The organism is Acidiphilium sp. 34-64-41 (assembly GCF_002282635.1).
Taxonomy (GTDB): Bacteria; Pseudomonadota; Alphaproteobacteria; order Acetobacterales; family Acetobacteraceae; genus Acidiphilium; species Acidiphilium rubrum.
In genome coordinates, this window is sequence record NZ_NCJX01000056.1 from 1 (window position 1) to 26,678 (window position 26,678).

Annotated in this window: 24 protein-coding genes and 1 pseudogene; 3 read left to right on the forward strand and 22 right to left on the reverse strand. The window is 64.2% G+C overall.

Annotated elements, in window-relative coordinates; all coding sequences use genetic code 11:
• Positions 1-193: 193 nt before the first annotated feature.
• The 11 genes from B7X49_RS11885 to B7X49_RS11935 all read right to left on the reverse strand — a co-directional run bounded on the left by B7X49_RS11885 (position 194) and on the right by B7X49_RS11935 (position 13,322).
• Positions 194-925: an SDR family oxidoreductase gene (locus tag B7X49_RS11885; RefSeq protein WP_286704623.1), complete on the reverse strand. Its 732-nt coding sequence runs from the start codon at positions 923-925 to the stop codon at positions 194-196.
• Positions 922-2,001: an ABC transporter ATP-binding protein gene (locus B7X49_RS11890; RefSeq protein ID WP_286704624.1), complete on the reverse strand. Its 1,080-nt coding sequence runs from the start codon at positions 1,999-2,001 to the stop codon at positions 922-924. Before B7X49_RS11890 ends, B7X49_RS11885 begins: the two co-directional genes overlap by 4 nt.
• A 9-nt stretch (positions 2,002-2,010) precedes the next feature.
• A complete protein-coding gene (locus B7X49_RS11895; RefSeq protein ID WP_029313854.1) occupies positions 2,011-2,835 on the reverse strand; it encodes a carbohydrate ABC transporter permease in 825 nt (274 codons plus the stop codon).
• A gap of 5 nt (positions 2,836-2,840) precedes the next feature.
• Complete coding sequence (locus tag B7X49_RS11900; RefSeq protein ID WP_029313853.1) at positions 2,841-3,743, reverse strand: carbohydrate ABC transporter permease; 903 nt, start codon at positions 3,741-3,743, stop codon at positions 2,841-2,843.
• Positions 3,744-3,820: 77 nt separating this feature from the next.
• Positions 3,821-5,167 (reverse strand): ABC transporter substrate-binding protein, encoded by a 1,347-nt coding sequence (locus B7X49_RS11905; protein ID WP_029313852.1) that lies wholly within the window; start codon positions 5,165-5,167, stop codon positions 3,821-3,823.
• 122 nt (positions 5,168-5,289) lie between these two features.
• A complete protein-coding gene (locus B7X49_RS11910) occupies positions 5,290-6,309 on the reverse strand; it encodes a zinc-binding dehydrogenase (RefSeq protein ID WP_286704625.1) in 1,020 nt (339 codons plus the stop codon).
• A gap of 23 nt (positions 6,310-6,332) precedes the next feature.
• Positions 6,333-7,814 (reverse strand): FGGY-family carbohydrate kinase, encoded by a 1,482-nt coding sequence (locus B7X49_RS11915; RefSeq protein WP_286704626.1) that lies wholly within the window; start codon positions 7,812-7,814, stop codon positions 6,333-6,335.
• 147 nt (positions 7,815-7,961) lie between these two features.
• Positions 7,962-9,422, reverse strand: coding sequence for a metalloprotease TldD (gene tldD, locus B7X49_RS11920; protein ID WP_286704627.1), 1,461 nt, complete (start codon positions 9,420-9,422; stop codon positions 7,962-7,964).
• Entirely contained in the window at positions 9,422-10,486 is a 1,065-nt protein-coding gene (locus B7X49_RS11925) for a COX15/CtaA family protein (RefSeq protein WP_286839517.1), read from the reverse strand. The genes tldD and B7X49_RS11925 overlap by 1 nt, the downstream gene beginning before the upstream one ends.
• Positions 10,483-11,586, reverse strand: coding sequence for a COX15/CtaA family protein (locus B7X49_RS11930; protein ID WP_286704630.1), 1,104 nt, complete (start codon positions 11,584-11,586; stop codon positions 10,483-10,485). The genes B7X49_RS11925 and B7X49_RS11930 overlap by 4 nt, the downstream gene beginning before the upstream one ends.
• 122 nt (positions 11,587-11,708) lie before the next feature.
• A complete protein-coding gene (locus B7X49_RS11935) occupies positions 11,709-13,322 on the reverse strand; it encodes a hypothetical protein (RefSeq protein ID WP_286704631.1) in 1,614 nt (537 codons plus the stop codon).
• A 217-nt stretch (positions 13,323-13,539) separates the two neighbouring features.
• On the opposite strand from B7X49_RS11935, the gene rho reads away from it, so the two are divergent.
• The 3 genes and pseudogenes from rho (at position 13,540) to B7X49_RS11950 (ending at position 16,488) form a co-directional block, all read left to right on the forward strand.
• Positions 13,540-14,814, forward strand: a complete 1,275-nt coding sequence (rho, locus tag B7X49_RS11940) for a transcription termination factor Rho (protein ID WP_286704632.1) — start codon at positions 13,540-13,542, stop codon at positions 14,812-14,814.
• Between the two features lie 90 nt (positions 14,815-14,904).
• Positions 14,905-16,078 (forward strand): annotated as a pseudogene (locus B7X49_RS11945) (adenosylhomocysteinase family protein).
• A 32-nt stretch (positions 16,079-16,110) separates the two neighbouring features.
• Positions 16,111-16,488, forward strand: a complete 378-nt coding sequence (locus tag B7X49_RS11950) for a DUF4149 domain-containing protein (RefSeq protein WP_286839522.1) — start codon at positions 16,111-16,113, stop codon at positions 16,486-16,488.
• Positions 16,489-16,624: 136 nt separating this feature from the next.
• Here the strand turns inward: B7X49_RS11950 and B7X49_RS11955 are convergent, their stop codons facing one another.
• The 11 genes from B7X49_RS11955 to B7X49_RS12005 all read right to left on the reverse strand — a co-directional run bounded on the left by B7X49_RS11955 (position 16,625) and on the right by B7X49_RS12005 (position 26,497).
• Positions 16,625-18,142: a carboxypeptidase M32 gene (locus B7X49_RS11955; protein WP_286704634.1), complete on the reverse strand. Its 1,518-nt coding sequence runs from the start codon at positions 18,140-18,142 to the stop codon at positions 16,625-16,627.
• A complete protein-coding gene (locus tag B7X49_RS11960; RefSeq protein WP_286704635.1) occupies positions 18,139-18,867 on the reverse strand; it encodes an SURF1 family protein in 729 nt (242 codons plus the stop codon). Before B7X49_RS11960 ends, B7X49_RS11955 begins: the two co-directional genes overlap by 4 nt.
• Positions 18,868-18,870: 3 nt before the next feature.
• Positions 18,871-19,722: a cytochrome c oxidase subunit 3 gene (locus B7X49_RS11965; protein ID WP_286704636.1), complete on the reverse strand. Its 852-nt coding sequence runs from the start codon at positions 19,720-19,722 to the stop codon at positions 18,871-18,873.
• Between the two features lie 45 nt (positions 19,723-19,767).
• Positions 19,768-19,953, reverse strand: coding sequence for a hypothetical protein (locus B7X49_RS11970; RefSeq protein ID WP_286704637.1), 186 nt, complete (start codon positions 19,951-19,953; stop codon positions 19,768-19,770).
• Positions 19,950-20,906 carry a heme o synthase gene (locus tag B7X49_RS11975; RefSeq protein WP_286704638.1) on the reverse strand — a complete coding sequence of 319 codons (957 nt, stop codon included), beginning with the start codon at positions 20,904-20,906 and terminating at the stop codon, positions 19,950-19,952. The genes B7X49_RS11970 and B7X49_RS11975 overlap by 4 nt, the downstream gene beginning before the upstream one ends.
• 39 nt (positions 20,907-20,945) lie before the next feature.
• Complete coding sequence (gene ctaD, locus B7X49_RS11980) at positions 20,946-22,544, reverse strand: cytochrome c oxidase subunit I (protein WP_286704639.1); 1,599 nt, start codon at positions 22,542-22,544, stop codon at positions 20,946-20,948.
• A gap of 45 nt (positions 22,545-22,589) precedes the next feature.
• On the reverse strand, positions 22,590-23,525 hold the full coding sequence (gene coxB, locus B7X49_RS11985; RefSeq protein ID WP_286704640.1) for a cytochrome c oxidase subunit II: 936 nt from the start codon (positions 23,523-23,525) through the stop codon (positions 22,590-22,592).
• A gap of 191 nt (positions 23,526-23,716) precedes the next feature.
• A complete protein-coding gene (locus tag B7X49_RS11990) occupies positions 23,717-24,397 on the reverse strand; it encodes a class I SAM-dependent methyltransferase (protein WP_286704641.1) in 681 nt (226 codons plus the stop codon).
• A gap of 155 nt (positions 24,398-24,552) precedes the next feature.
• Positions 24,553-25,095, reverse strand: a complete 543-nt coding sequence (locus B7X49_RS11995; protein ID WP_286704642.1) for a GcrA family cell cycle regulator — start codon at positions 25,093-25,095, stop codon at positions 24,553-24,555.
• A 102-nt stretch (positions 25,096-25,197) separates the two neighbouring features.
• Positions 25,198-25,722, reverse strand: coding sequence for an SH3 domain-containing protein (locus B7X49_RS12000; RefSeq protein WP_286704643.1), 525 nt, complete (start codon positions 25,720-25,722; stop codon positions 25,198-25,200).
• Positions 25,715-26,497, reverse strand: a complete 783-nt coding sequence (locus B7X49_RS12005) for a molybdopterin-synthase adenylyltransferase MoeB (RefSeq protein ID WP_286704644.1) — start codon at positions 26,495-26,497, stop codon at positions 25,715-25,717. Before B7X49_RS12005 ends, B7X49_RS12000 begins: the two co-directional genes overlap by 8 nt.
• Positions 26,498-26,678: the final 181 nt, after the last annotated feature.

Here is a 26,678-nt window from a genome sequence, read left to right on the forward strand (position 1 = left end):
CGAGCGTTAAGGAGGGTGCTGACATCAAACGTCAGAGGGGTCGAAATTGGACGCGATTTTCGCCCCTCAGGGGGTCGTTATTGCAAGCGAATTTACACGGTGATGGCCAAGACCCTGACGAATAAAAGTTTTTTGCTTCTTTTTTACAAAAAAGAAGTGCTTGCTTCCCTGCCCTGCCCTGCCCTGCCCTGCCCTACCCCGCCCGAAACCCGCCATCGATCGGCATAATGACGCCGTTGATCATGCCTGCTGCCGCCGAGAGGAGGAACAGTGCGACGCTTGCGATTTCTTCGGGTTTGGCGAAGCGGCGCAGGGGGATGCGGGCGAGCATGGGGTTTGATTTGGCGGGGTCGGACCAGGCGCGTTCGCCCATGGGGGTGAGGGTTATGACGGGGTTGATGCTGTTGGTGCGGATGCCGAAGGGGCCGAGTTCGTTGGCCATGGTGAGGGTCATGGAGTCGAGGGCGGCTTTGGAGGCGGCGTAGGCGACGTGGTCGGGGGTGCCCCAGAGGCTGGCGATCGAGGAGACGTTGACGATGGCGCCTGGGTGGTTGCGGCTGAGCCAATTGCGGACGACTGCCTGGGCGATGAGGAACGGGGCGCGGAGGTTGACCGCCATGATCTGGTCGAACTGGGTGGCCGTGGTTTCGGTGAAGGGGGCGAGCAGGGCGATGCCGGCGTTGTTGATCAGGTAGTCGACCGGGGCGAGGTTGGGCATCAGGGCGGTGATTGCCTCGGTGTGTTCGAGGTCGATCGTGTGGGTTTCGGCGCCGGTGGCCTGGTGGAGCGTGGCGAGATCATCAGGGGAGCGGCTGAGGGCGACGATGGTGGCGCCTTTGGCGGCGGCCATGGTGGCGAGGGCGCGGCCGATGCCTTTGCCGGCGCCGGTGATCAGGATGCGTTTGCCTTGGAACTCCGTGGTCATGCGCGCAGGGCCGCGCCGGTTTCCGCGTTGAAGAGGTGCAGGTGCGCGGCGGGGATGGCGAGGGTAGCGCGTTCGCCTTCGCGCCAGATGGTTTCGCCGCGCGGGCGGCGGAAGACGGCTTCCTCGCCATCGTCGAGGCGGAGGTGGACTTCGATTTGGGCGCCGAGATGTTCGACGACATCGACGACGCCTTCGATCATCGCCTCGCCGTCGTGGGCGGCGCCGGGGCGGGCTTCCTCGCCGCGAAAGCCGAGGAAGAGATCGGGCGGCAGGGTGCCGAGGGTGGCGGGCACGGGGGCGCGGATGCCGGCGGCCTCGATCGCGTTGGCGCCGGGGCGGTGGGCGAGGCGGATGAGGTTCATGCGGGGCGCGCCGATGAAGCGGGCGACGAAGGCGTTGGCGGGGTGCGCGTAGATTTCATCGGGCGTGCCGATCTGTTCGACGTGGCCGAAATTCATGACCGTGATGCGGTCGCCGAGGCCCATGGCCTCTTCCTGGTCGTGGGTGACGTAGATGGTGGTCATGCCGGTCTTGCGGTGGATGCGCAGGAGTTCGGCGCGCATGACGGTGCGGAGCTGGGCATCGATGTTGGAGAGGGGTTCGTCCATCAGCGAGACGGAGGGTTCGCGGGCGATGACGCGGGCGAGGGCGACGCGCTGGCGTTGGCCGCCGGAGAGGGCTTTCGGTTTGCGTTCGAGGTAGGGGGCGATTTGCACGAGGTTGGCGACGCGTTCGATCCGGCTGGCGATTTCGGCTTGGGTGACGCCGCGCAGTTTCAGGCCGAGGGCGATGTTTTCGCGCACCGTCATGTGCGGATAGAGGGCGTAGCTTTGGAAGACCATGCCGACGTCGCGCTTGGCGGGCGGGGTTAGGGTGACATCGGTGCCGCCGATCATGATGCGGCCGGTGGTGGGGGTTTCGAGCCCGGCGATCATGCGCAGCAGGGTGGTTTTGCCGCAGCCGGAGGGGCCGAGCAGGACCATGAATTCACCTTCGGCGACGCTGAGGTCGAGCCGTTTCAGTACCTCGGTGGCGCCGTAGCGCTTGGTGACACCGTCGATCGAGATTTGAGCCACGCGGCCTCCTTATTTCACCGCGCCGAGCGTCAGCCCGCGCGCGATATATTTATTGATCGCAATGCCGCCGACCACGACGGGGCCGGTGATCATGACAGCGCTTGCCATCACGCGGCCCCAGGGGATGATGTAGCCGCCGAGGTAGCTCATCATGACGGTTGGTGCGGTGCGGGCATCGGTGCCGGGGGTGAGGATGAAGGCGTAGAGCAGGTCGTTCCAGGCGAAGATGCCGGCGAGAATGGCGGCGACGGTGATGCCGGGCACGGTGAGCGGCAGGGTGATGCGCAGGAAGATGCCGAATTTGCTCATGCCGTCGAGCAAGGCAGCTTCTTCGAGGGCGATCGGCACGGCGCGGAACTGATCGACCAGGAGCCACACGACCAGGGGGACCACGAAGGTCTGGTAGATCAGGATCAGGACGATCGGGTTATCGATCATGCGCAGGTTCGCGGCGAGCAGGTAGAACGGGATGAGGACGACGACGGGGATCAGCATCCAGTTGGTGACGTACCAGAACTGGATCTGCGATGAGCCGCGGAAGGTGTAGCGGGCGAGGCCGTAAGCGGCGGGGGCGCCGACCGCGATGCCGAGGGCGACGGCGCCGACCGTGACGATCAATGAATTGAGCAGGGCGCGCAGGATATTGTCGTTGACGATGGCGGCGGCGTAGGAGGCGAAATGGGGTTTGAACAGCCAGACCGGCGGCAGCTGGAAAATCTGGTTCTCGGTTTTCAGCGAGGAGGCGATCATCCAGTAGAACGGGAAGATGATGATCAGGGCGATGAAGCCGAGGAAGAGGCCGTGGCCGAGCGAGAGGAGTTTGTGTTTGGTCATCGGGGTCAGACCTCGTCCTTGTAGAGAAAACTGACCACGGTTTGCGCCAGCACGATCGTGACGATCAGGGTGAGCACCGATTCCGCCGAGGCGAGGCCGACGTCGAAGCCGCGGAAGGCGATGCGCTCGATGTGCAGGGCGATCATTTGGGTGGCGTCGCCCGGGCCGCCTTTTTCGACCGAGTAGATCATGTCGAAGGTCTTGATGGTGAAGATGGTCTGGAACACGATGCTCGCCACCAGGCCGGGGCGGAGGAATGGCAGCTTGATGTAGCGGAAGCGCGCCCAGAAGCTTTCGGTTTCCAGCGTGATCGCTTCCTCGATATCCTGCGGCACGGTGGCGAGGCTGGCCGAGAGCACGAGGGCGACGAAGGGGGTCCATTCCCAGATTTGCGTCATCATCACCATGCCGAGGGCGGCGTGGGCGTTGCCGAGCCAGTCGATCGGGGCGATGCCGAGCACGTGCAGGCCGTAATTCACCACGCCGAGCTGGGTGTTGAACATCAGCTGCACCAGCATGCCGACCACGCTGGGGGTGGTTGCGATCGGCACCACCAGCAGGATCTGGACGAGGCGGCGCAGCCAGGCGTTGCGGGTCTGATCGAGCGCGAGGGCGATGGAGAGGCCGAGGCACAGCTCGATCGGCAGCGTGACGATCAGGAACAGGAAAGTGCGCAGGATCGAGGAGATGAAATCCGACGAGGTCAGGGTTTCGATGTAGTTGTCGAAGCCGTTGAACACCGGCGGGCCCATGCCCATGGTCCAGTTGTGGAACGAGAAATACGCAACGAAAACAGTGGGGTATAGCCCGACCGCCAGCAGCAGCAGGAGCGACGGGCCGACGAAGAACCACGGCTCCCACTGCCGGATGCGCGGCACTTTGACCTCGTGCAGGGTGGGTTCGGTCATGGTGTTTCCTCGCTCCGCAACGACGCGACGGGCGGGCTGGGGTGCCCGCTCGTGCGCTTGGTCAATCGACTAGATTTTCAATGCTTCGGCACGTTGATCGAATTCCAGCACCCGGTCGAGTTCATGTAGTGCTGCAGCTTGGCCGAGAGTTTTTTCAGGCCGACCGGCACGGTGTATTGGCCGGTTTCGATGTTCGAGCCGTATTGCGAGACCAGTTCGGAGAAATACGGGTAGCAGGCGATCTGGGGGCGCCAGTCCGGCACGCTGCCGTGCTCCCAGGTTTTCACCATGGGCGCGAGGTAGGGGTATTTCGCCTGCAAGGCGGGGTCGGTATCGGCGCTTGCGCGGGCGACCACCGCGCCGTTTTCGAGCAGGGGCTTGGCCATCGATTTCGAGGTGAGCCACTGGATGAACAGCCAGGTCGCGTCCTGGGTTTTTTTCGGCACCTGGGCGCTGACCATGTAGGCGAAGCCGCCGAACGCGGAATACTGGCCTTTCGGGCCGGCGGGTTCGGTGGTGACCGCGATGTCCGGCCCGGCCTTCGAACTGGTTAATGTGGTGTAGAATGCCGACCATTCGGTGACCATGGCCAACTGGCCCTGGCCCATGAGTTGCACGACCTGCGAATGGTCATCGGCGATGATGCCCTTGGGGCCGAACTTGATCAGCTTCTGGCGGAAGGTTTCGCCGGCGATCGCCTCGGGGCTGTCGAGCGTGATTTTTTTGGTCGCGGCATCGAAATAGCGGCCGCCCCAGGGCCAGAGGAACCGGGTGAAACTATCGGCGGTCTGCGTCTCGCCGCGGGCGGATTGCAGCGCGTAGGGGTAGAGATTCTTGGCCGGGTCGTAGAGTTTCGGTGCGTAATCGGTCAGCAATTCGTTCCAGGTTTTCGGCGGGCCGGAGAACCCGTGTTCCTTCAGGATTTTCTTGTTGTAGTAGAGCAGGCCGGCGTAGGAATCGAACGGCAGGCCGACCAGTTGCCCCTTGATGGTGAAGGCGTGACGCCAGACCGGGAAGAAATCCTTCACATCGATATTCGGGTCGGCGAGATCCTTGTTCGCCATGAAATCCTTGATCGGCACCACCCAGTTTGCCTTGGTGAAATCGACCGGCCAGACCACGTCGCTCAAAATGGCGTCGAACTGGCCGGAGTGGGAAACGAAATTCAGCGTCTCGGCCTTCAGGGAATTCTCGTAGGGGTAGGTCACCCATTTGACGTGAATGCCGGTTTCCTTTTCGAATTCCGGGGTCAGTTTCTGCGCTGCCTTGTAGCTCGGGCGATCGAGCCCGACCACGGTGACGGTTTCGCCTTTGTAGGGCGCAGCCGCCTGTTGCAGCGACCAGGCATGCGCGTTCGGCGCGAGCCCCAGCACGGCGGCAGCGCACGCCGAGCCCAGCAGGAGGGATTTGACGGATGGTTTCATGACGTTTCCTTCGACCGGTTGATTTAGTGCTTGGACAGGCACAGGCGTGGAGTGCGAGGACCGCCACGTCTGATTATATTTTCACCTATGCCAAAATTTATCGGTCGTTGACAACAGATATTTTATCCGTTCGGCAGAATCAGGCTTTTCAGCGCGCCATCCGCACGGGCGGCCTGCAATTCGAACGCGGTTGCGCCGTCGGCCAGGCTGAAATGATGGGTGACGATGCGCCCAACGTTCAGGCGCTTGCCGGCAACCAGATCGATCGCGCGCGGATAGACATGGCCCATTCGGCGGGAGAACTTGACCGACAACCCCTTGCGGCGGGCGAGGCCGGCGACCAGCGTGTAGGAATCGCCCTCCGGGATGCCGACCAGCACGATGCGGCCGCCGATGCGCGCGGCCTCCGCCGCGTGCTGAAACCCGGTTGGCGCATTGGTCGCTTCCAGCACCAGATCGACGCCGCGACCGTTGGTCCATCCCGCGATTTCGGAGCGGTCGGCGCCGGTCATATCCGCGCCCTCGATGCCGGCCGCCTCGGCGCGATACGCCACCGGATCGACCGCGTAGATTTTACCGACGCCCGACAGCCGGGCCAGCGCGATCATCAGCAGGCCGATCGGGCCGCAGCCGATCACCGCGACCGATTCCAGCAGGCGCGGCTTTGCCAGATCGATCGCGTGGATCGCGACACCCAGCGGTTCCAGCATCATCGTCTCATCGACGGTGAAATCCTGCGGCACCTTGATCACCTGCGCCGGATCGACCGCGATGCGCTCCGCCATCGCGCCCGGATAGGGCGGCGCGCCCATGAACACCGTGTTGGGGCACAAATTGATCTCGCCGCGATGGCACCATTCGCAATGGCCGCACGGCGTGGCCGGATCGACCGCGACCAGTTCGCCCCGCCGCAGGCCAAGCTCCGGCCGGTCTTCCAGCACATGCCCGGCGAATTCGTGGCCGGGGACGAACGGGGCCGCGATGGTCTGGCTGCTGATGCCGCCTTCCAGGTAATAATGCAGGTCGCTGCCGCACACCCCGACGCCGGCCACCGCGATCGGCACGCGGGCATTGCCGGCATCGGGCTCCGGCGCGGTTGCGATGCTGATGTCGCGGATGCCGTTGATGAACAGAGCCTGCATGATGGGTCTTTCGTGATCGGGGTTCAGGGGACCGCCGGAAACCCGGCGAGACGCGGATAGATCGTGCGGTACGCGGCGGAACAGGCCGCATAGGCGGCGACGCGCGGCGGATCGGGGTCGAACCGCGCGGTGATCGGGCCGGCCATCGCCGTTGCGGCGTCTGCGAAATCGGCGAACCAGCCGGAGGCGACCGCCGCCGCCATCGCCGCCCCCAGGGCCGACGCCTCGGCGCTTGCCGAACGCAGCACGGGAATATCCATCACGTCCGCAATGATCTGGCACCACAGATCGCTGCGGCTGCCGCCGCCGATCGCCACGATCTCGGTCACCGCCAGCCCGGTTGCCGCGACGATGCGCGCCGTTACATCGGCCTGCTCATGGGCGATGCCCTCGAACAGGGCGCGCAACAGATGCGCCCGGCCATGATGCGGCGCCAGGCCGAGAATTGCACCGCGCGCCGCACTGTCCCAATGCGGGGTCATCACGCCCAGGAAATACGGCAGCACGAACACGCCATCCGCCCCCGGCGGCAGCGCCGCGGACGCGGCCTCCAGCGTGGTCAGCGCCGCCGGATCGCCGAACAAATCGCGGGCCAGCCAGTCACACAACAACGTGCCCGACCGCAGCGAAGTTTCGAACACATAGCCCGGCCCGCCCGCGCTGATCATGGTGCGAAACGCCGTGCCGATGCGATAGGCATGGCTGTGCACGCCCGAAACGATCGCGGTGCCGAGATTGAGATAGGCGCGGCCCGGCGCATCCAGCCCGACCGCAACGCCCGCCGCCTGACCATCGCCGCCGCCGGCCGCGACCATCAGGCCCTCGGGCAAGCCCGTCTCGGCCGCTGCCTGCGCGTGCAACGCGCCGATCACGCTGCCGGGCGGCAGTGGTTCAGCGAATTGATCGGCACGAAGCCCGATCGAAGCGAGCAATTCATGGGCATAATCGCCCGTTGCCAGATCGAACACCCCGAGCGGATCGGCCGACGCGGTGCTGGTGGCGAACCGCCCGGTCAGGCGCTGCGCCAGATAGCCATGCACCTCGGCGAAATATCGGCTGGCATCGAGCGTGGCCGGCTCAACCCGCCGCATCCACGCCAATTTATACAGCGCGGGGTTCGGGTCCGGGATTTTGCCGGTGATCCGGTGCAGTTCATCTCGCCCAAAGCGCGACGCCATCGCCGCCGCATCGTCGGCAGCACGGCCATCCAGCCACAGAATCGCCGGTCGCGTCGGGCGAAACAAATCATCGAGCGGCACAATCGTCTCGCGCTGGTTCGCAATGGCCATGCCGATAAACCGCACGCCATGCGCCGCAGCCACCAACGCCCGCAACGCCGTACACGCAGCACGCCACCAATCCCCTGGGTCCTGCTCGAACCGGTTGTCGCCCAAGGCCCTGAACGCCAGCGCCGCCCGCCCCTCCGCCAGCACGACACCGCGCGCACCGAACGCGACCGCTTTTACCGCACTCGTGCTGCAATCAAGCCCTATGACGGCATCCATGCCCCGCGCATACGCCGAGCCTGGGCACCGAAGCAAGCCAAGGCGAAGGCCAAGATTATAAAAAGTTTTTTGGTTCTTTTTTACAAAAAAGAACTACTTTTTTGTAAAAAAGTAGCAAAAAACTTTTATGAATCTGGTTCTGTGCCTTTATGCTGCCGTGCCGCCGATGGTCAGGCCGGAGATTTTTATGGTGGGTTGGCCAACGCCGACCGGGACGCCTTGGCCGTTTTTGCCGCAGGTGCCGATGCCGGCGTCGAGTTCGAGGTCGCTGCCGATCATATCGACTTTGGTCAGGGCGTCGGGTCCGTTGCCGATGATGGTGGCGCCTTTGACGGGGGCGCCGATTTTGCCGTCTTCGATCATGTAGGCTTCGGAGGCGGAGAAGACGAATTTGCCGGAGGTGATATCGACCTGACCGCCGCCGAAGTTTGCGGCGTAGAGGCCGCGTTTGACGGAGCGGATCATATCATCGCGGGTGGCGTCGCCGGCGAGCATGATGGTGTTGGTCATGCGCGGCATGGGCAGGTGGGCGTAGGATTGGCGGCGGCCGTTGCCGGTGGGGGTCATGCCCATCAGGCGGGCGTTCTGGCGGTCCTGGATGTAGCCGGTGAGGATGCCGTCTTCGATCAGGACGGTGCGGTTGGTCGGGGTGCCTTCGTCATCGACGGTGAGGGAACCGCGCCGGTTGGGCAGGGTGCCGTCATCGACCACGGTGACGCCTTTGGAGCCGACGCGCTTGCCCATCAGCCCGGCGAAGGCGGAGGTTTTCTTGCGGTTGAAATCGCCTTCGAGGCCGTGGCCGATGGCTTCGTGCAGCAGGATGCCGGGCCAGCCGGCGCCGAGGACGACGGGCATTTCACCGGCGGGGGCGGCGACGCTTTCGAGGTTGAGGGCGGCTTTGCGGATCGATTCATCGACGGCGGCGCGCCAGAAATCGGGCGCGGTGACGGTGGCGTAGCTCTCGCGGCCGCCGGCGCCGTGACCGCCGGATTCGCGACGGCCGTCCTGTTCCATCACCACCGAGACGTGGAGGACGACGAGGGGGCGCACGTCGGCGACGCGGACGCCATCCGCGCGGAGGATTTCGACCACCTGCCATTCGCCGAACAGGCTCGCCATCACTTGCACCACGCGGCTGTCTTTGCCGCGGGCGTAGGCATCGATTTCGCCGAGCATGGCGGCGCGGGCGGCGAAGGGCATTTCGGCGAGCGGGTTGAGGGCGGTGTAGAGCGAGGGGCCGGCTTTGGGCGGGGCGAGGGCAACTGTGCCGGAGTCTTCGGGCCGGGCGTCCTGCAGGGTGGCGACGGCGCGGGCGAGGGCGGCATCGGTGATTTCGCCGGCGTGGGCGTAAATCGCGGCTTCGCCGGTGACCGAGCGGAGGCCGAAGCCGCGGCGGTTGTCGAAGCTGGCGTTGCGGATGCGCCCGTCATCGAGGCTGAGCATTTCGGATTCGCGGTATTCGAGGAACAATTCGCCGTCATCGGCCGGGTCGAGCACGGGGGCGATGGTGCGGCGGGCTTCGAACGCGTTCAGACCGTCGTTGCCGTGAAACAGACGGTCGGCGGTGGCGAGAGCGTCGTGCGGGGCGGCAATGATGGTATCGGGCATTATTCGGCGGCCTTCATGACAAGAGGATGTTCGGCACCGGCTGGTACCGCGCCACGCAGAGCGTGACGACAGGCGACACAGGCGGCGAGCAGCAGCACGGCGTTGAGTTCGTGGACATAGCCGAGTTCGGCCATGCCGGAGACCAGCGCGCTCATGCCCAATATATATTGCACGATGACCAATCCTGCCAGCAGCAAAAACAGATCGCGCGGTTTTGGGCCGAGCGGCGCGCGTAAGCCCTGCACGGCGGCGACCACGACGATGATGGCGGTGATGGTGGCGAGCACCCGGTGATCGAACTGCACGGTTGCCTGGTTCGCGAAGAGATTGAGCCAGAGCGGGCGGAGTTTGAAGGCGTGGGGCGGCAGGGCGTGGCCATCCATCAGCGGGAAGGTGTTGTAGACGTGGATCGCGCCGGTCGCGGCGACCAGGGCGCCGAGGCCGATGGTGGCGATGAGAAGGCCGATCGAGACGCTGAGCAGGGTGCGCAGGCCCGAGTGGCCGATGATGATGGGGAATTCGGGATTGCGGATGGTCAGCGCGGTCCAGAGCATGGCGGTGAAGATCAGCATCGCCAGCACGAAATGCGGCGCGAGGTAGAGTGGCGAGGGGTGCAGGACGCCGAACATGCCCTGATAGGTCATCAGCCAGCCCATGGTCGCTTCGCCGGCACCGGCGGCGAACAGGGCGAGCAGCCAGAGGGCGAGGCGGTTGGAGAGCCGGCCGCGCCACCAGAACCAGACGAGCGGCAGGGCGAAGACCAGCGCCATCAGGCGACCCCAGTCGCGATCGATGAACATCGGCATGAACAGCGCCTGGAATTGGGCGAGGGTCATGCTGGGGCGGAGCAGGCGGAACTGCGCGGTCTGGCGGTAGAGGTTGAACATGTGCAGCCAGGCGGCGTGGGTGAGCGGCGGGATGATGCCGGTGAGCGGGCGCCATTGCTGGATGATGAAGCCGGCGCCGATGGTGCGGGCGTGGCCGCCGCCGGCGACCATGCCGAACATCATGGCGCAGATGATCAGCAGCCAGTTGCCGATCAGCCGGTCAGGCCGCGCGTTCATGCGGCACACCGGCCGCGCAGCTCGAACCAGGCCCAGACCGCGGCGGCGAGCAGCAGGACGGCGTTCAATTGATGGACGATGCCGATATCGAGGATTTTCGAGACCAGCGTGGTGACGCCGAGGATGTATTGGATCACCAGCAGGCCGCCCATGATCAGGAAGGCGTCGCGCGCGCGGGGCGGCAGATCGGCGCGGATGGCGACCACGACGGCGGCCAGCACGACGACCGCGGCGATGGTGCCGAGCAGGCGGTGATCCCATTGGGTTGCCGCTTTGTTGAGGAAGAGATTGCTCCAGAACGGGTGCAGGGCGGCGTAATCGGGCGGCACCCATTGGCCCTGCATCAGGGGAAATGTGTTGTCGACCGTATAAGCGTGGGTGCCGGAGAGGAAGGTGCCGGCGATGATCGCGACGATGATCACCGCGATCGAGGCGAGGGCGAAGCCGCGCGCGACCTTGTATTTCGCGGCGATGGACGGTGCCAGGCGCTCGGAGTCCGGCTTGAGGACGACGAGGCCGGTGGTGAACACCGCGATCGCCAGCATGGTCGCGAAGCAATAATGGATCGAGAGGCGCCAGACCGAAACCTCGGTGAGGCCCGGCTGGAAGCCTGAGGCGACCATCCACCAGCCGATCAGGCCCTGGACGCCACCGAGGACGAACAAGGTGACCAGCCAGGGCCGCAGGCGGCGTTCCAGCCGGCCGGTCCACCAGAACCAGACCAGCGGGACGCCGAAATCGAGGCCGAGCAGGCGGCCCCACATGCGGTGAATCCATTCGGGCCAGAAGATCGCTTTGAACCCGGCGAGGTCCATATGGCTGTTGAGGAGCTGGTATTGCGGGATGGTTTTGTAGAGGGCGAACATGCGCTCCCACGCCGCATGGGTGAGCGGCGGGATGATGCCGGAGACCGGTTGCCACGCCATGATCGAGAGGCCGGCGTTGTCGTTTTGGACATAGGCGCCGATGCCGAACATTTCGACGATGAGGGCGAAGCTGATGAACAGCCAGGTCGCCACGATCCGGCGATTCTGGACCGAGGCGGCGCGATCGGCGCGGTGGGCAGGGATGGTGAAATCGGCAACGGATTGCGATGCCATGAGGCGACCTCGGGTTTTGGACTATCTGGTCGCCTGGATTTGCACCCGTTTCCGGCTTTGTAAAGCGGTGCGTTTGGCGATCCTGTCACGTCCGGGTGAGGTTTGTGCCGTCGATGATAGGCTCAGCGTGGGGCGAGATAGAGATGGTGATTGTAGATCAGCACGGTCAGCGGTCCGTAGGGTACGATCTGCGCGGGGGGGCCGAATTGGGCGGTGGCGGCGGCGAGGCAGGTGGTGGCGGCACCGCAATCGCCGGGTGAGGGCGACAGGATCAGCGCCATGCGGGAGGGTTCGCGCGCGATGGCCGGTTTTGTGTACCAATCCGGCAGGGTCTGGACCGGCTTGGGTACGAACTTGCCCTCGCTCGGGTTGAAGTCGATCGGGCGGATCGTCAGTTTGCCGTGGGTTACCCAGCCGGTCGCGTTGGCCTGGGTCCACCAATAGGGGCCGTAGCCGAATGTGATATGGCGGGCGGCAAGAAATGCGGCCATCTGCGGGATGCCGTTCAGGGCCCTCGTTGGTGTTCGGTTGTTCCAGACCACCCGGTCGCTCACCAGACCGGATGTGATGAACAGGCCGGCCAGCACGAGCAACGCGCCGCGGTCGAAGCGTGCGTTCGGCCCGCTTCCGGCGGGGCTCGCGGCGATGAGCAGCGGCACGAACACGAATATATTCGACAAATAGCGGGCGGTCACCATACCTTGCTGGAACCCGGTGACAATCAGGGCTGCCAGCATGACGAACATCGATGCCAGTGCGGTGATCGCGATAAACTGGCACCGAGCAGTGTTGATCGAACCGTTGCGGATCACGCGAAACAGGCACAGCAGGACGAGCGCAAAGAAAATGACGCAATCGATCGTCACGGCGGGCGTTGCCGGTGTCTGGCCGGAGACGGTCAATAATCCGGGCAGGATGTTGAAGAAGACCGCGATGTAGCGTGCCGCGAATGCGGCGTTTTCGATCATCTGCGACGGCGTCCCCACCGAATGACTGACTCCGGGCAGGAAACCGAGGGCGCCGAATAATCGGGTCTGCACGAGCAGGCCGACGACCAGCAACATCGCGACAATCGCGATCAGCGGTCGCCGATCCGCCCGGCCGATCACGATTAGTGAGAGTGCCGCGAGCAGCATGGGAATCATGAACGCCGCATCGGCCCAAGGGTCGGACACGGCGGCGACGAACAGGCAGACGCCTGCGCCGGCGAGCAGGATGGGGCGCCGGCGATCGAGGCATGATACCGTCAGGAGCAGGCCGATCAGGCCCCAGACCAGTGAAATACCGTGCGATACCGGATAACCCAGGAAGCCACCGTTGCCGATGGTCGGTTCACCCGCGAACAGCAGCACCATGGCAGCACCGGCACCGATCCAGCCGCCGCGCTCCCGTCCGATCAGGACACCCACCAGCAGCACGATGGCCCAGAAGAACAGCAAGCCGGTGGCGACCACGACGACCGGACGGTCGCCGAAAAGGGCGAACATCGCCGCATCGAACGGCATCAGCGACAGCAGCCAGTTGTCCTGGGTGTAGCGCCACATGGTGATGAAATGCAGACCGTAGCGATGCACGCCGTTCCAGAGCAGGACGGGGTCGGCAACGTCGGAATCGGCACCCCATAGGTGAAAGACCAGTTTCAGGCTCTGGACGAGGCCGAAGGCGATGCCGAGCACGATCGCCACGCGCATCATGGGCTGGAAAGTGCCGGTTCTGACGCGCGTTGATAGCGACATGCGACCCTGTTCCCTCGTTGAGCGTCCTGGCTCTAGCGATCCGCCGGTCGTTTCGTCAAACCGGCATCGCGGCGCCCCCTTGACCCGACCGAAGGCATCCGGCATGTAAATGGGGCTGGGACAAACACGCCCGGTTGCCGCGCCCCTTTGGGCGCACTCCCCTCGAAAGCGCCCTGATCGCATTGCCCTCCGGGCCCATCATCCATAGCGGACATATATGAATCTCGCCGAACTCAAGGCCAAATCCCCCACCGATCTGCTCAGCCTCGCTGAGGAATTGCAGGTCGAGAACGCATCGAGCCTGCGGAAGCAGGACATGATGTTCGCCATCCTCAAGGCCTATGCCGAGAACGATCAGGCGATTCATGGCGATGGCACGCTCGAAACCCTGCCGGATGGCTTCGCGTTCCTGCGCAGCCCGCAGAGCAATTATCTGCCTGGCCCGGATGATATTTACGTCTCGCCCGCGCAGATGCGCCGCTTTGGCTTGCGCACCGGCGATACTGTCGCCGGTGAAATTCGCGGGCCGAAGGATGGCGAGCGGTATTTTTCGCTGCTGAAGGTCGAGACCATTAATTTCGAGCCGCCCGATGCGGTGCGCCACCGGATCAATTTCGATAATTTGACGCCGCTCTATCCGACCGAGCGGCTTGGGATGGAGATCGAAAACGCCGAGCCGCCGCCGAAGGGTCAGCAGAAGGACAATACGGCACGGGTGATCGATCTGATCTCGCCGATCGGCAAAGGCCAGCGCGCGTTGATCGTGGCACCGCCGCGCACCGGCAAGACCGTGATGCTGCAAAGCATCGCCACCTCGATTTCGACCAATCATCCCGAGGCGTTCCTGATCGTGCTGCTGATCGATGAACGGCCCGAGGAAGTCACCGACATGGCGCGCACGGTGAAGGGTGAGGTTGTCGCCTCGACCTTTGATGAACCGGCGACCCGCCACGTGCAGGTGACCGAGATGGTGCTCGAAAAGGCCAAGCGCCTGGTCGAACACAAGCGCGACGTGGTCATTCTGCTCGACAGCATCACCCGGCTTGCCCGCGCTTATAACGCGGTGGTGCCGAGCTCCGGCAAGGTGCTGACCGGCGGTGTCGATGCCAATGCGTTGCAGAAGCCGAAGCGGTTTTTCGGTGCGGCCCGCAATATCGAGGAAGGCGGCTCGCTCACGATTATCGCGACCGCGCTGATCGATACCGGCAGCCGGATGGACGAGGTGATTTTCGAGGAATTCAAGGGCACCGGCAATTCGGAGATCATTCTTGATCGCAAATTGTCCGACAAGCGGACGTTCCCGGCGATCGACATCACCAAATCCGGCACGCGCAAGGAAGAATTGCTGGTCGAGCGGGCCACGCTGTCGAAAATGTGGGTGCTGCGGCGGATTCTCAACCCGATGGGCTCCTCCGAGGCGATGGAATTCTTGCTCGATAAGCTGAAATATAGCAAAACCAACAGCGATTTCTTTGAGGCGATGAACACGTAAACCGGCTTCATAAAAATTTTTCGGTTCTTTTTTGAAAAAAAGAACTACTTAACTTTTTTCTGATTTAAGGACGTAACGATGCCCGACGCGATGCCCCAGAACGACTATAAAGTGCGCGATTTCAGCCTGGCCGATTGGGGCCGCAAGGAAATCAGCATGGCCGAGACCGAAATGCCCGGCCTGATGGCGCTGCGCACCGAGTTCGGCGCGTCGCAGCCGCTGAAGAACGCGCGCATCGCGGGTTGCCTGCACATGACGATCCAGACCGCGGTGCTGATCGAGACGCTGATCGCGCTGGGTGCGACGGTTCGTTGGTCGTCCTGCAATATTTTCTCGACCCAGGATCACGCCGCGGCCGGCGTGGCCGCCGCCGGTGTGCCGGTGTTTGCCTGGAAAGGCATGGATGAGGACGAGTTCAACTGGTGCATCGAACAGACCGTGCGCGGGCCAGACGGCTGGACACCGAACATGATCCTCGATGACGGCGGCGACCTGACCAAGCTGATGCACGACAAATATCCCGAAATGCTGGCCGATGTGCGCGGCATTTCCGAGGAAACCACCACCGGCGTGCACCGCCTGCGCGACATGGTGAAGGCCGGCCAGCTGCTCTGCCCGGCCATCAACGTCAATGACAGCGTCACCAAGTCGAAGTTCGACAATCTGTATGGCTGTCGTGAATCGCTGGTCGATGGCATCCGCCGCGGCACCGATGTGATGATGGCCGGCAAGATCGCCGTGGTCGCCGGGTTCGGCGACCGCCGCAGCGCGCGGCGATATTTTCGTGACCGCGACCGGCAATATCGACGTGATTACGGCCGACCATATGCGCGCGATGAAAAACCGTGCCATCGTCTGCAACATCGGCCATTTCGACAGCGAAATCCAGATCGAATCCCTGCGCAACTACCGGTGGGAAAACGTCAAGCCGCAGGTCGATGAAGTCGTGTTTCCGGACGGCAAGCGCTTGATCGTGCTGTCCGAAGGCAGGCTCGTCAACCTCGGCAACGCCACCGGCCACCCCAGCTTCGTGATGTCCGCCAGCTTCACCAACCAGGTGCTCGCGCAGATCGAACTCTGGCAGGCGCCGGCAGGGAAATACAAGAACGAGGTTTACGTTCTGCCCAAGCACCTCGATGAGAAAGTCGCGGCACTTCACCTCGCCAAAGTCGGCGCGGCGCTCACCGTGCTGTCGCCCGCCCAAGCCGAATATATCGGCGTTTCCAAAACCGGCCCGTTCAAACACGACGAATACCGGTATTGAGGATCACGCGGATGGGCGGGTTCCTTGCCGTTATGGGTCTGGCCGCCTTGCTCGGCGGCATGCTGTTCTACGGCGCGGTCATGACCCCGCTGGTGTTCAGCAAACTGCCCCCCGACGTCGCCGGGCCGTTCATCCGCGCCGCCTTCCCCCGCTACTATCTGTATGTGACCACCGCCGCCGTGATCGCGAGTTTCGGCCTGCTGATCCACGGCAAACCCTGGTACGCGCTCGCCGCCATCCTTATCGCCGGCGCCACACTCTGGCTCTGGCTCGAATGGCTGCCGCATATCAACACCCTGCGCGAAGCCGGCAACCAACCCGCCTTCGACCGCGCCCATAAACTCTCGGTCTACGCCAACGGCGCCGAATTCCTCGTCGTCATCCTGCTCCTGACCGGACTCGCTGCCTGAGACGCTGGTGGCTTGTGGGTATGGGAGGCAAGTAAGGCCAGGGGCTCTGCCCCTGGACCCCGTTAAAGGCGGAGCCCTTAGTGGGGGTCGAGGGGGCAAAGCCCCCCGCCTTGCTTGCTTCCGCCCCCACGAGCCATCACCGTGTCAGATAGCGTGTCGTCAGGTGGGTTTCGAATGCGGTGGGGTCGAGGGGTTGGCCGGTGGCTTGGCGGAGCAGGTCGTTGAAGCCGAAGCTGGCGCCGTGGTGGTGGACGTTGGTGCGCAGCCAGGTGAGCAGGGGCGCGAAGTCGCCTTGGGCGAGGGCGGCATCGATGGTTGGCACGGCGGTGCGGGCGGCGGCCATGAGTTGGGCGGCGGCCATGGCGCCGAGTGTGTAGGATGGGAAGTAGCCGAACAGGCCGCAGTACCAGTGGATATCTTGCAGGCAGCCGCGCGCGTCATCGGGTGGGGTGATGTCGAGCAGGCTGCGGAGTTGGTCGGCCCAGGCGCCGGGCAGGTCGGTGACGGCGAGGTCGCCGGCGATCATGGCGGCTTCGAGGCGGTAGCGCAGGATGACGTGGGCGGGGTAGGTCATTTCATCGGCTTCGACGCGGATGAAGCTGCGTTCGACGTGACGGAGTCGTGCGGCGAGGCGGGGGAGTGTGAAGCCAGCAGGATCCTGGCCGAAGGCTTCGGCGAGGGCCGGGCCGAGGAAGCCGAGGTAGGCATCAGACCGGGCAGCCTGCATTTCGATGATGAGGGACTGGCTTTCGTGGGCGGCCATGCCGGCGGCGGTGCCGACCGGCTGGCGGGCGTGGGTGCGCGGCAGTCCGGCTTCGTAGAGGGCGTGGCCGGTTTCGTGCAGCACGCCCATCAGGGCGGAGGCGAAATCGGCTTCGTCGTAGCGGGTGGTGATGCGGATATCGGTGGGTGTGCCGCCGCAGAACGGGTGGGTGGAGCGGTCGAGCCGGGCGGCGGTGTAGTCGAGCCCGGCCTGGGCGGACAGGCGGCGGCAGAGGGCTTCCTGTGCGGCGATGGCGAAGGGGGCGGTACCGGGTGTGCGGTGTTCGCGGTTGGCCTGCAGGGCTTCGACCTGGGGCAGCGCGGTGCGGAGGAAGGTTTCGTAGCGGGTGAACACCGGGGTGATTTCGGCCGCTGTGATGCCGGGTTGGTAGGTATCGATCAGGGCATCGTAGGGGGCGAGGCCGGAGGCTGCGCTGAGGGCGGCGGCTTTTTCACGGCTCAGCGCGAGCAGGTCGGCGAGCGGCTGGGCGGCCATGCTGAAGTCGGATGCGGCGCGGGCGGCGCGCCAGATTTTTTCGCAGGTGGATGCCTGGCGGGTCAATGCCTCGACGAGGTCGCCGGGCAGGGCGACGGCCTGGGTGTGGCTGCGACGCATCAATTCCAGGTTGCGGCGTTCGGCGGGTAACGCGGGGGGGTGGGCTTCGGCGGCATCGAGATCGTCGGCGACGGCGGGTTCGACCAGCATGGCGTGGGCGATGCCCGACAGGGTTGCCAACTGGTCGGCGCGGGCGGCGGAACCGCCATCCGGCATGACGGCCGCTTCGTCCCAGCCGAGCATGGACATGGCTTCCTCGACCGTCGCCATGCGGGCGAAGCGGGTGGTGAGGCGGTGGTAGGCATTGGGGTCGGTGTTGGCGGCGATGTGGTTCATGCGGGCTCTTTCAGTTGTTTGCGGGCGTAGAACAGGAATTCCAGCACCACGACCAGTGCGAGGCCGAACCAGGTCAGGGCGTATTGCTGGGAGTTGTTCGGCGGTTGCGGCAGGCTGGCGGCGGGGATCGGGCCGCCGGCGATGGGCTGGGGGCCGAGCATGATCAGGGTGAAGTTCTGGACGTGGTGCAGGCCGAGTGCGGCGCCGATCTGGCGCGGGTCGAGCGTGTAGAACATGCGTTTGGCGGCGTTGCTCTTGGCGGCGAACGGGCCGAAATTCTGTGCTGCCTGGACATAGCCTGAGACGACCGCCGGGCCTGCCGGTACGGGGGACGGTTGGGGTGTGGTGCCTTGCACCCAGCCGAGATCGACCATGACGATATCGCCGTTGCGGCGCTGGAACGGCATGATGAGCTGCGAGCCTTGCAAGGGGCCGGCGGGGGAATTGCGGATCTGGTCGGCGAAGAACGCGGCCTTGGTGGCGAGCCAGTGGCCGGAGATGGCGACTTTTTGATAGGGCGTCGGGTGGGGCGGCAGGCGGATCGGCGGGAGGAGTTGGGCGGCGATGATTTCGCGCTGGATGCGGTCTTTGTAGTGCCAGCGGTGCACCTGCCACACGCCGAGGGTGAGCAGCAGCACGAGCATGACGAGGCTGAACACCCCCATCCCGATCAGGCGCCGCCAGCGCGCGCGCGGCGGTGCCTGATCGATCACGGGGTCAGGCATCCATCAGGCCGCGGTGATTGCGCTGCGGCCGAAATAGTAGATGCAGACGAACAGGAACAGCCAGACGACGTCGACGAAATGCCAGTACCAGGCGGCGGCTTCGAAGCCAAAATGCCGCTTGACGCTGAACTGGCCCTTGATCGCGCGGAAGAAATTCACCAGCAGGAAGGTGGTGCCGACGATGACGTGAAAGCCGTGGAAGCCGGTTGCGATGAAGAACACCGAGGGGAAGATGCCGCCGTGATAGAAGTTGAACGGCGAGTGGGTGTATTCATACCCCTGGCCGCAGAGGAAGGTGATGCCGAGCAGCACGGTGACGCCGAGACCCTGGATCATGCCGCGGCGATCGTTTTCGAGCAGCGCGTGGTGGGCCCAGGTGATGGTGGTGCCGGAGAGCAGCAGGACCATGGTGTTAAACAGCGGCACCGCGAAGGGATCGATCGTGGTGATGTGCTGGGGCGGCCAGACCGGCGCGTGGGCGTAGCCCATGTGGGAGGGGTAGAAGAAGAAGTTGAAATAGGCCCAGAAGAACGAGACGAAGAACATCACTTCGGAGCTGATGAACAGCGCCATGCCGTAGCGCATGCCGATTTGCGTGACGAGTTTGTGCAGGCCGGGCGTGCGGCTTTCGCGCACCACATCGCGCCACCAGACATACATGGTGGACACCGCGCCGAGCGTGCCGGCGATGAGGAACCAGTAGTCGTTGTAATGGGCAACGAAGATGATGCCTGCCGCGATCAGGATCGCCGAGATCGCGCCGAATACCGGCCAGAGACTCGGTTCGACCATGTGGTACGGGTGTGGCACCGTCCCTGCGATTTGGCCTTCGGCCGTGTGTAGATCACCGCTCATGTTATCAATCTCCCAGAAGGCGTCGCAAGAACCGTTGTCGTGTCATCACCACATATGCCCGGCGTGGTAAAGCTTGACGACGGCGATGGCGTAAATCAGCAGGCACAGCGCCACCATGGCGCCGAACAGGGCCCAATTCCGTCCGCGGCGGCGGCGCACGAACTCGGCTTTTTGTTCCGGAGTCCAGTTCGCGGTGGTCGGTGTGACTTGGATGCGATCGGCTTCGGTCATAGGAAATGGTCCACGACCAGAGCGCCGAAGATCAGGAACAGATAGAGGATGGAATATTTGAAGGCGGCCTTGGCCGGTGCATCGCGCGTCAGGCTGACGCCGGTGGGGTCCTGGCGATCGCGCATCACGCCGATCGCGTACCAGATGAAGGCGAGTCCGAGCACCAGGGCGCTGGCACCGTAGAACGGCCCGGCCTCGTGCAGGATGTAGGGCAGCAGCGAGATCGGCACCATCCACAGCGTGTAGCTCATCACGGCGCGGCGGGTAGCTTTGGCGCCGGCGACGACGGGCAGCATCGGTACACCGGCTTTTTCGTAATCGGCGGAGGCGAACAGCGAGAGTGACCAGAAATGCGGCGGTGTCCAGATGAAGATCAGCGCGAACAGCACGATCGGCAGGAGCGCGAGATGGCCGGTGACCGCGACCCAGCCGATGATGGGCGGGAACGCGCCGGCGGCGCCGCCGATCACGATGTTCTGCGGCGTGCGGCGCTTCAGCCACATGGTGTAGATGAAGACGTAGAAGGCGATGGACAGCGCGAGGATGGCCGCGGCGAGCACATTGGTGGCCAGCCACATCAGCAGCACGGACAGGAAGGACAGGCCGACGCCGAAGCTGAGCGCGCCGGAGGGCGAGATGCGCCCGGCGGGCACCGGGCGCTTGGCGGTGCGGCGCATGATCGCGTCGATATCGCGGTCGTACCACATGTTGATGGCACCGGCGGCGCCGGCCGCCATTGCGATGCAGAGGATGGCGGTGAAGGCGAGCACCGGGTTGAGGGGGCCGGGGGCGACCAGCAGACCGGCGGCGCCGGTGTAGACCACCAGATAGAGGACGCGCGGCTTGAGCAGAGCCAACCAGTCTGACGTGGTTGCGCCAAGGATCGCCTGATCGAGCAGCGCCGGCTCCACGGTTGCGGCCGGCGCGCTCGTGCGCATGATGGTATCACTCATTCAGACGATCCAATCCGTTATTCGTCCCGGATGATCCGCTCAGCGGATCACCGGCACGTCTTCGAACGTATGGTGCGGCGCGGGGGACGGCACGGTCCATTCCAGCGTCGTGGCACCATCGCCCCAGTAGTTGGCGGCCAGCTTCTGTTTGCCGGTGAAGATTTTGAACAGGATCACGAAGAACACCAGCGTGCTGACGCCCGACACGATGGCACCCATCGAGGAGACGTAGTTCCAGCCGGCAAACGCGGTTGGGTAATCCGGATAGCGGCGCGGCATGCCGGCGAGGCCGAGGAAATGCTGCGGGAAGAAGGTGAGGTTCACGCCGATGAAGAACAGCCAGAAATGCAGCTTGCCGAGGGTTTCGTTGTACTGCTGGCCGTACATTTTGCCGATCCAATAATAGAAGCCGGCGAAGATCGCGAACACCGAGCCCATCGATAGCACGTAGTGGAAATGTGCGATGACGAAGTAGGTGTTGTGGAGTTCGGTATCGAGGCCGGCGTTGGCGAGCACCACGCCGGTGGCGCCGCCGACCACGAACATGAAGATGAAGCCGATCGCCCAGAGCATCGGCGTCTTCAACTCGACCGAGCCGCCCCACATGGTTGCGATCCAGGAGAACACTTTCACGCCGGTCGGCACCGCGATGACCAGGGTTGCGGCCTCGAAATAGACTTTGCTGTCCATCGAGATACCGGAGACGAACATGTGATGCGCCCAGACCACGAAGCCGACGAAGCCGATCGCGACCATGGCGTAGACCATGCCGAGGTAGCCGAAGATCGGCTTTTTCGAGAAGGTGGACACCACGTGGCTGACGATGCCGAAGGCCGGCAGGATCATGATGTAGACTTCGGGATGGCCGAAGAACCAGAACAGATGCTGGAACAGCACCGGGTCGCCGCCGCCGGCGGGCTCGAAGAACGAGGTGCCGAAATTGCGGTCCATGATGAGCATGGTGATGGCGCCGGCGAGGACCGGAATGGCGAGCAGCAGCAGGAAGGCGGTGACCAGGATCGACCAGACGAACAGCGGCATTTTATGCATCGTCATGCCGGGTGCGCGCATGTTCAGGATGGTGGCGATGAAGTTGATCGCGCCGAGGAGCGAGGAGATACCGGCCAGATGGAGCGAGAACAGCGTGAAATCGACCGCCGGGCCGGGCGAATAGGTGATGTCGGACAGCGGCGGATACAGCGTCCACCCGATGCCGGAGCCGACGCCGACCAGCAGGCCGAGGTTGACGAAAATGAACCCCATGAACAGGAACCAGAAGCTCATGTTGTTGAGGCGCGGGAAGGCCATGTCCGGTGCGCCGATCATCATCGGCACCATCCAGTTGCCGAAACCGCCGATCAGCGCGGGCATGACGAGAAAGAAGATCATCAGCAGGCCGTGGGAGGTGACAATCGCGTTCCAGGCCGCGCCGTTGGTGATCAGGGTATTGCCCGGTTCGGCCAATTGCGCGCGCATGATCATGGAGAGCACGCCACCCTCGATCCCGGCGATGATCGCCCAGGTGATGTAGAGCGTGCCGATATCCTTGTGGTTCGTGCTCATCACCCAACGGCGGAAGAAGCCGGGCTGCTGATGGCTGTGGGCGGCGTGATCGTCGTGAAGCGCGGTCGCGGACATGGTCATGACCCCTGGCGGATGATGGAAACGGAATTCATAGAACTCTCAATTCGATGCGTTGCTGGCGAGCGCAAGGTGCGGTTGCGCGATCGATGCCGCTTTTGCGGCTGCGGCCTCGGCCAGGACTTCGTATTTGTGGACCGGCGGGACGTCGCCCTGCGCGGCATCGGCCTTCGCTTCGGCGAGCCAGGCCTGGAATTGCGCCATTGGCAGGGCAACGATCTCGATCGGCATATTGTCGTGGTTCATGCCGCAGATCTGGTTGCATTCGCCGTAATAGACGCCCGGCGCGTCGACCTTGGTCCATTGATGCCAGTACTGCCCCGGGATCGCGTAGCGCTGGACGCCGAGCGAGGGGATAAAGAACGAGTGCAGCACGTCGCCGCTGGTGATCTGGAAGACGATTTTCTGGTTGGCCGGGACCACCAGCGGGTGATCGACCGATAATTGCTTGATTTCGCCGGGCTTCAACTGGTTGGGCGGGATCGGGTAGGAGGTGAAATCGACCCCCTTGGCGCCGAGATATTGATATTCCCAATACCATTGATGGCCGGTGACCTTCACCGTCATGTAGGGATGTTTATAGTCCGATTGCTGAAAGATCATGTTGAGCGAGGGGACGAAAATCACGATCAGCAGCAGGGCCGGTGCGACGGTCCATATCACTTCGATCAACGTGTTGTGCGTCGTGGTCGAGGGGACGGGGTGAACCGAGGCACGGAACTTGACGACGATGTAGGCCAGCAATCCCGCGACCAGCAGCACGACACCGAACATGATCCACAGCACGAACTGCATCATCCAGTCGATGCTCTTCTGGATCGGGCTGGAGGCCGGTTGGAACCACCATTCCCAGGGTTGCGGTGCGTGGATCGGGAAGCCGGCGCTGTTTTTGGGCAGGCTGGCGGCGAGCGCGGGGTGCGCGGCGGCGGCGGAGATCAGGCCTAGGGCGAGGAGCCCGTATTTAGTCGATTGCTTCATCAATTCCGCCAATTCCGTTGCTGCGGGCCGGGTTCGCCTCGGCCGATTGGGTCCATTTATGGGGTCGGTTTCCTGAGAATAACACGCGGGTTACATAAACGCCACGAGCATTCGCAAATGTTGATATATCACCGTGCCGACAGGATCAAGGCGTGCCTGCACAACGGCGGGATCGCTGCAGCCATACGGCGTTAGGCCGGCGTGGCGTTTACCAGCGACACCAGGCGGAACAGACCGAACGGGCGCATCGGGCGTGCGGTCAGGCCGACCGCTTCGGCCGGCGCGATCAGCCGGTCGATCGCGAAATCCGGGTGCCAGCCCAGCGCGCGCGAGGCCGGCGCCATGGCGCGTTCGACCCAGGCGACCGGCCCGCCATCGGCGGCAAAATGATTGACGAACAGGATCGTGCCGCCGGGCCGCACCACGCGGCGCAGTTCCTCGGCGAGCTTGCGGGGATTGGGCACGACCGAGGCGACGAACATGGCCACTGCGATATCGAACCGGCCGGTTTCAAAGCCGGTGTCCTCGGCATCGAGTTCGAGCAGGTGATCGACATTGGTGAGGTTTTGCTGGCGCACGCGCGTGCGGGCGCGGTCGAGCATTTCGGCCGAAAGATCGATGCCGGTGATGCGCTTTTCACGCAGATATAGTGGTAGGGCGAGGCCGGTGCCGACGCCGACTTCCAGCACATCCGTGCCAGGTGCTTGGTTTACCGCGGCCACGGCGGCACGGCGTGCCGGGGCGGAAATGGCACCAAACACCGCATCGTACACGCCAGCCCAGCGACGGTAGGCCGCACGCACGGCGTCAGCGTCCAAACTACCGCGCGCCGCAAGCGGATCGGCCGAAGCCGTCTTGAAAGTGTCGCTCATGAACGCACGGTGCTCCTGTCAGTCCCCGAACCCTGCCTGATCGGCTCCCCGAAATTCAGCCGCCAGCAGAGGCGTCACATTTTCGTAACTACGCTGCTTGTTGTGGGGGATGCGGGGCTCGCATGCAAGTAGGGCATGCGAACATCGGACATATCTCAGGCCACATCCTCACGCCGATCGCGCACGCGAACATAGGCGATGTCGGCGTGTGGGCCACAATAGGGCTTGTTGTTCAACGCCGGATCGCCGCAGAAGCGGAAGGTCGCGGTACCCGGCTCGCCGATCGGCCAGCAGCAAGCCGGCGCACGGGGTGACAGGCGGATGGGCGCGGTCATGGCGGCCACCAGCGAGGGGCGGGCGGGGCGGTTGACCGGCGGGGCGGTGACCGCGGCGACCGGCGAGACCTCGGGTTTCGGCGTGACGGCCGCGGGTGGCGCCGGGATGACCGGCGCGGCTGATGGCTCGGCCAGCGATGGCAGCGTCGGGCCGGAGATCCGGCGCGGTGCTGGCTCGCGCGGCACGCTCAGCGTTGCGGGATCGCGCCGGATCGGTGAGGGCCGGGCCGGCAGGTCGAGCCGGTGCGCTTTGCCGACGACGGCATTTTTCGAGATGCCCAGGCGCCGGCCGATCTCGGCGGTGGACAAGCCCTCGTCCCACAAACTCCGAAGCCGTATGATCGCGTCGTCTGTCCAATCCATCGCCATGTCCTCATGGTTGATACAATATAGAGTAGTCCATCAACCAATCCCGCTCAATATATTGTTAAGGGGATGGAGGCAGTTTTCTGTGGACAAGTCCGATTATTTTATCGCCTCGCCGGCGAAACTGCCCCAGAAATCGGCGCGCGGCAGATAGCCGCGCCGATGGCCGGCTTCGACCGCGCACCAGGTGGCGTCCGGCTGGCAGGCGGTGATCATGCCGATCACGCCTTTGTCGAGATAGGCGACCGGTGCCGCCGTGGGGTCGGGTGCTGTGCGCATGGTGTGGCGGCCGCCGGTGACGATGAAGCTGCGCACGCCATGCAGCAGGGCTTCGTGCACCCAGCCGGTGCCGCCATCCGGGGCGACGACGTGGCGCCACACGTTGAACTCGCCGGTGATTTCCACCGGCAGGTCGAACCGGTGATAGACCCAGACGATCGGGTACTGAAAGCCGGGGCCGGCGCGCATATAGATTTGATCGGACCGGAAACTCTCGAAGCGCGGCACCGGCCAGCCGGTTGCGCTGCCTTTGGCGGGGCCGGGGCCGGAACCGGGGTTCGGCGCGTGCCAGGCTGCCAGGGTCAGGGCCAGGATCGGCAGGATCGCGGCGCGGGCCTTACGCATGGGACGGGCCGGAAAATCCACATACCGGGCAATCGGGGTCGCGTGGCACGGCGATCATGCGAAAGCGCATGTCCAGCGCGTCCCACAGCAACAGGCGGCCGGCGAGACCGGTGCCGATGCCGAGGCTTTCCTTCATCGCCTCCACCGCCTGGAGGGTGCCCATGACGCCGGTGACCGGGCCGAGCACGCCGGCTTCGGAACAGCTTGGCACCATGCCGGCGGGCGGCGCTTCGGGGTAGAGGCAGCGGTAGCACGGCAGTTCGGCTCCGGCGTGCGGCTTGAAGGTGGAAATCTGGCCTTCGAACCGCAGGACCGCCGCCGAGACCAGTGTTTTGCGCGCCCGCACGCAGGCATCGGCGACCAGGAACCGTGTTTCGAAATTATCGGTGCCATCGAGCACGATGTCGTAATCGGCGATCAGCGCGTTGGTGCTTGCCGCATCGACCCGCGCCTCGATCGGGGTGACGATGATGTCCGGGTTGATCGCCCGCATCGCCGCCGCCGCGCTGGCCACCTTGGCGCGCCCGATGCCGGCCATGGTGTGCGCGATCTGGCGCTGGAGGTTGGAGAGTTCCAGCACGTCGTGATCGACGATGCCGATGCGCCCGATGCCGGCGGCTGCAAGGTACAGCGCCGCCGGACTGCCGAGGCCGCCGGCGCCGATGATCAGCACGGATGTCGCCCGCAGCCGGGCCTGGCCGGTGCCGCCCACTTCGCGCAGGAGGATGTGGCGCGAGTAGCGGGCGATTTCGGCTTCCGAGAAATTCAGATCCATGGCGCTCGAATCGCACCACCCGCAGGATCGATCAAGAGGGCCGCCCAACCCCCGCGAACCAGAGTCGAAAAGTTTTTTGCTCCTTTTTTCACTACTGTCCGGTTAAAAGTCTAGCGAATTCAGTAGGTTATTTTCATACTGATGGGCTGGGCTGTATTCTTTTGGGTCAAGCGCTTGTTTT

Excerpts from the sequence above, each read along its gene's own strand:
- B7X49_RS11995 (WP_286704642.1), bottom strand. The coding sequence starts at position 25,095 with ATGGATTGGACAGACGACGCGATCATACGGCTTCGGAGTTTGTGGGAC.
- B7X49_RS11915 (WP_286704626.1), bottom strand. The coding sequence starts at position 7,814 with ATGGATGCCGTCATAGGGCTTGATTGCAGCACGAGTGCGGTAAAAGCG.
- B7X49_RS12005 (WP_286704644.1), bottom strand. The coding sequence starts at position 26,497 with ATGGATCTGAATTTCTCGGAAGCCGAAATCGCCCGCTACTCGCGCCAC.
- coxB (WP_286704640.1), bottom strand. The coding sequence starts at position 23,525 with ATGAAGCAATCGACTAAATACGGGCTCCTCGCCCTAGGCCTGATCTCC.
- B7X49_RS11955 (WP_286704634.1), bottom strand. The coding sequence starts at position 18,142 with ATGAACCACATCGCCGCCAACACCGACCCCAATGCCTACCACCGCCTC.
- B7X49_RS11910 (WP_286704625.1), bottom strand. The coding sequence starts at position 6,309 with ATGCAGGCTCTGTTCATCAACGGCATCCGCGACATCAGCATCGCAACC.
- rho (WP_286704632.1), top strand. The coding sequence starts at position 13,540 with ATGAATCTCGCCGAACTCAAGGCCAAATCCCCCACCGATCTGCTCAGC.
- B7X49_RS11905 (WP_029313852.1), bottom strand. The coding sequence starts at position 5,167 with ATGAAACCATCCGTCAAATCCCTCCTGCTGGGCTCGGCGTGCGCTGCC.
- B7X49_RS11960 (WP_286704635.1), bottom strand. The coding sequence starts at position 18,867 with ATGCCTGACCCCGTGATCGATCAGGCACCGCCGCGCGCGCGCTGGCGG.
- B7X49_RS11925 (WP_286839517.1), bottom strand. The coding sequence starts at position 10,486 with ATGAACGCGCGGCCTGACCGGCTGATCGGCAACTGGCTGCTGATCATC.
- B7X49_RS11895 (WP_029313854.1), bottom strand. The coding sequence starts at position 2,835 with ATGACCAAACACAAACTCCTCTCGCTCGGCCACGGCCTCTTCCTCGGC.
- B7X49_RS11990 (WP_286704641.1), bottom strand. The coding sequence starts at position 24,397 with ATGAGCGACACTTTCAAGACGGCTTCGGCCGATCCGCTTGCGGCGCGC.
- B7X49_RS11900 (WP_029313853.1), bottom strand. The coding sequence starts at position 3,743 with ATGACCGAACCCACCCTGCACGAGGTCAAAGTGCCGCGCATCCGGCAG.
- B7X49_RS11885 (WP_286704623.1), bottom strand. The coding sequence starts at position 925 with ATGACCACGGAGTTCCAAGGCAAACGCATCCTGATCACCGGCGCCGGC.
- tldD (WP_286704627.1), bottom strand. The coding sequence starts at position 9,422 with ATGCCCGATACCATCATTGCCGCCCCGCACGACGCTCTCGCCACCGCC.
- B7X49_RS11965 (WP_286704636.1), bottom strand. The coding sequence starts at position 19,722 with ATGAGCGGTGATCTACACACGGCCGAAGGCCAAATCGCAGGGACGGTG.
- B7X49_RS11975 (WP_286704638.1), bottom strand. The coding sequence starts at position 20,906 with ATGAGTGATACCATCATGCGCACGAGCGCGCCGGCCGCAACCGTGGAG.
- B7X49_RS11935 (WP_286704631.1), bottom strand. The coding sequence starts at position 13,322 with ATGTCGCTATCAACGCGCGTCAGAACCGGCACTTTCCAGCCCATGATG.
- B7X49_RS12000 (WP_286704643.1), bottom strand. The coding sequence starts at position 25,722 with ATGCGTAAGGCCCGCGCCGCGATCCTGCCGATCCTGGCCCTGACCCTG.
- ctaD (WP_286704639.1), bottom strand. The coding sequence starts at position 22,544 with ATGTCCGCGACCGCGCTTCACGACGATCACGCCGCCCACAGCCATCAG.
- B7X49_RS11950 (WP_286839522.1), top strand. The coding sequence starts at position 16,111 with ATGGGTCTGGCCGCCTTGCTCGGCGGCATGCTGTTCTACGGCGCGGTC.
- B7X49_RS11930 (WP_286704630.1), bottom strand. The coding sequence starts at position 11,586 with ATGGCATCGCAATCCGTTGCCGATTTCACCATCCCTGCCCACCGCGCC.
- B7X49_RS11970 (WP_286704637.1), bottom strand. The coding sequence starts at position 19,953 with ATGACCGAAGCCGATCGCATCCAAGTCACACCGACCACCGCGAACTGG.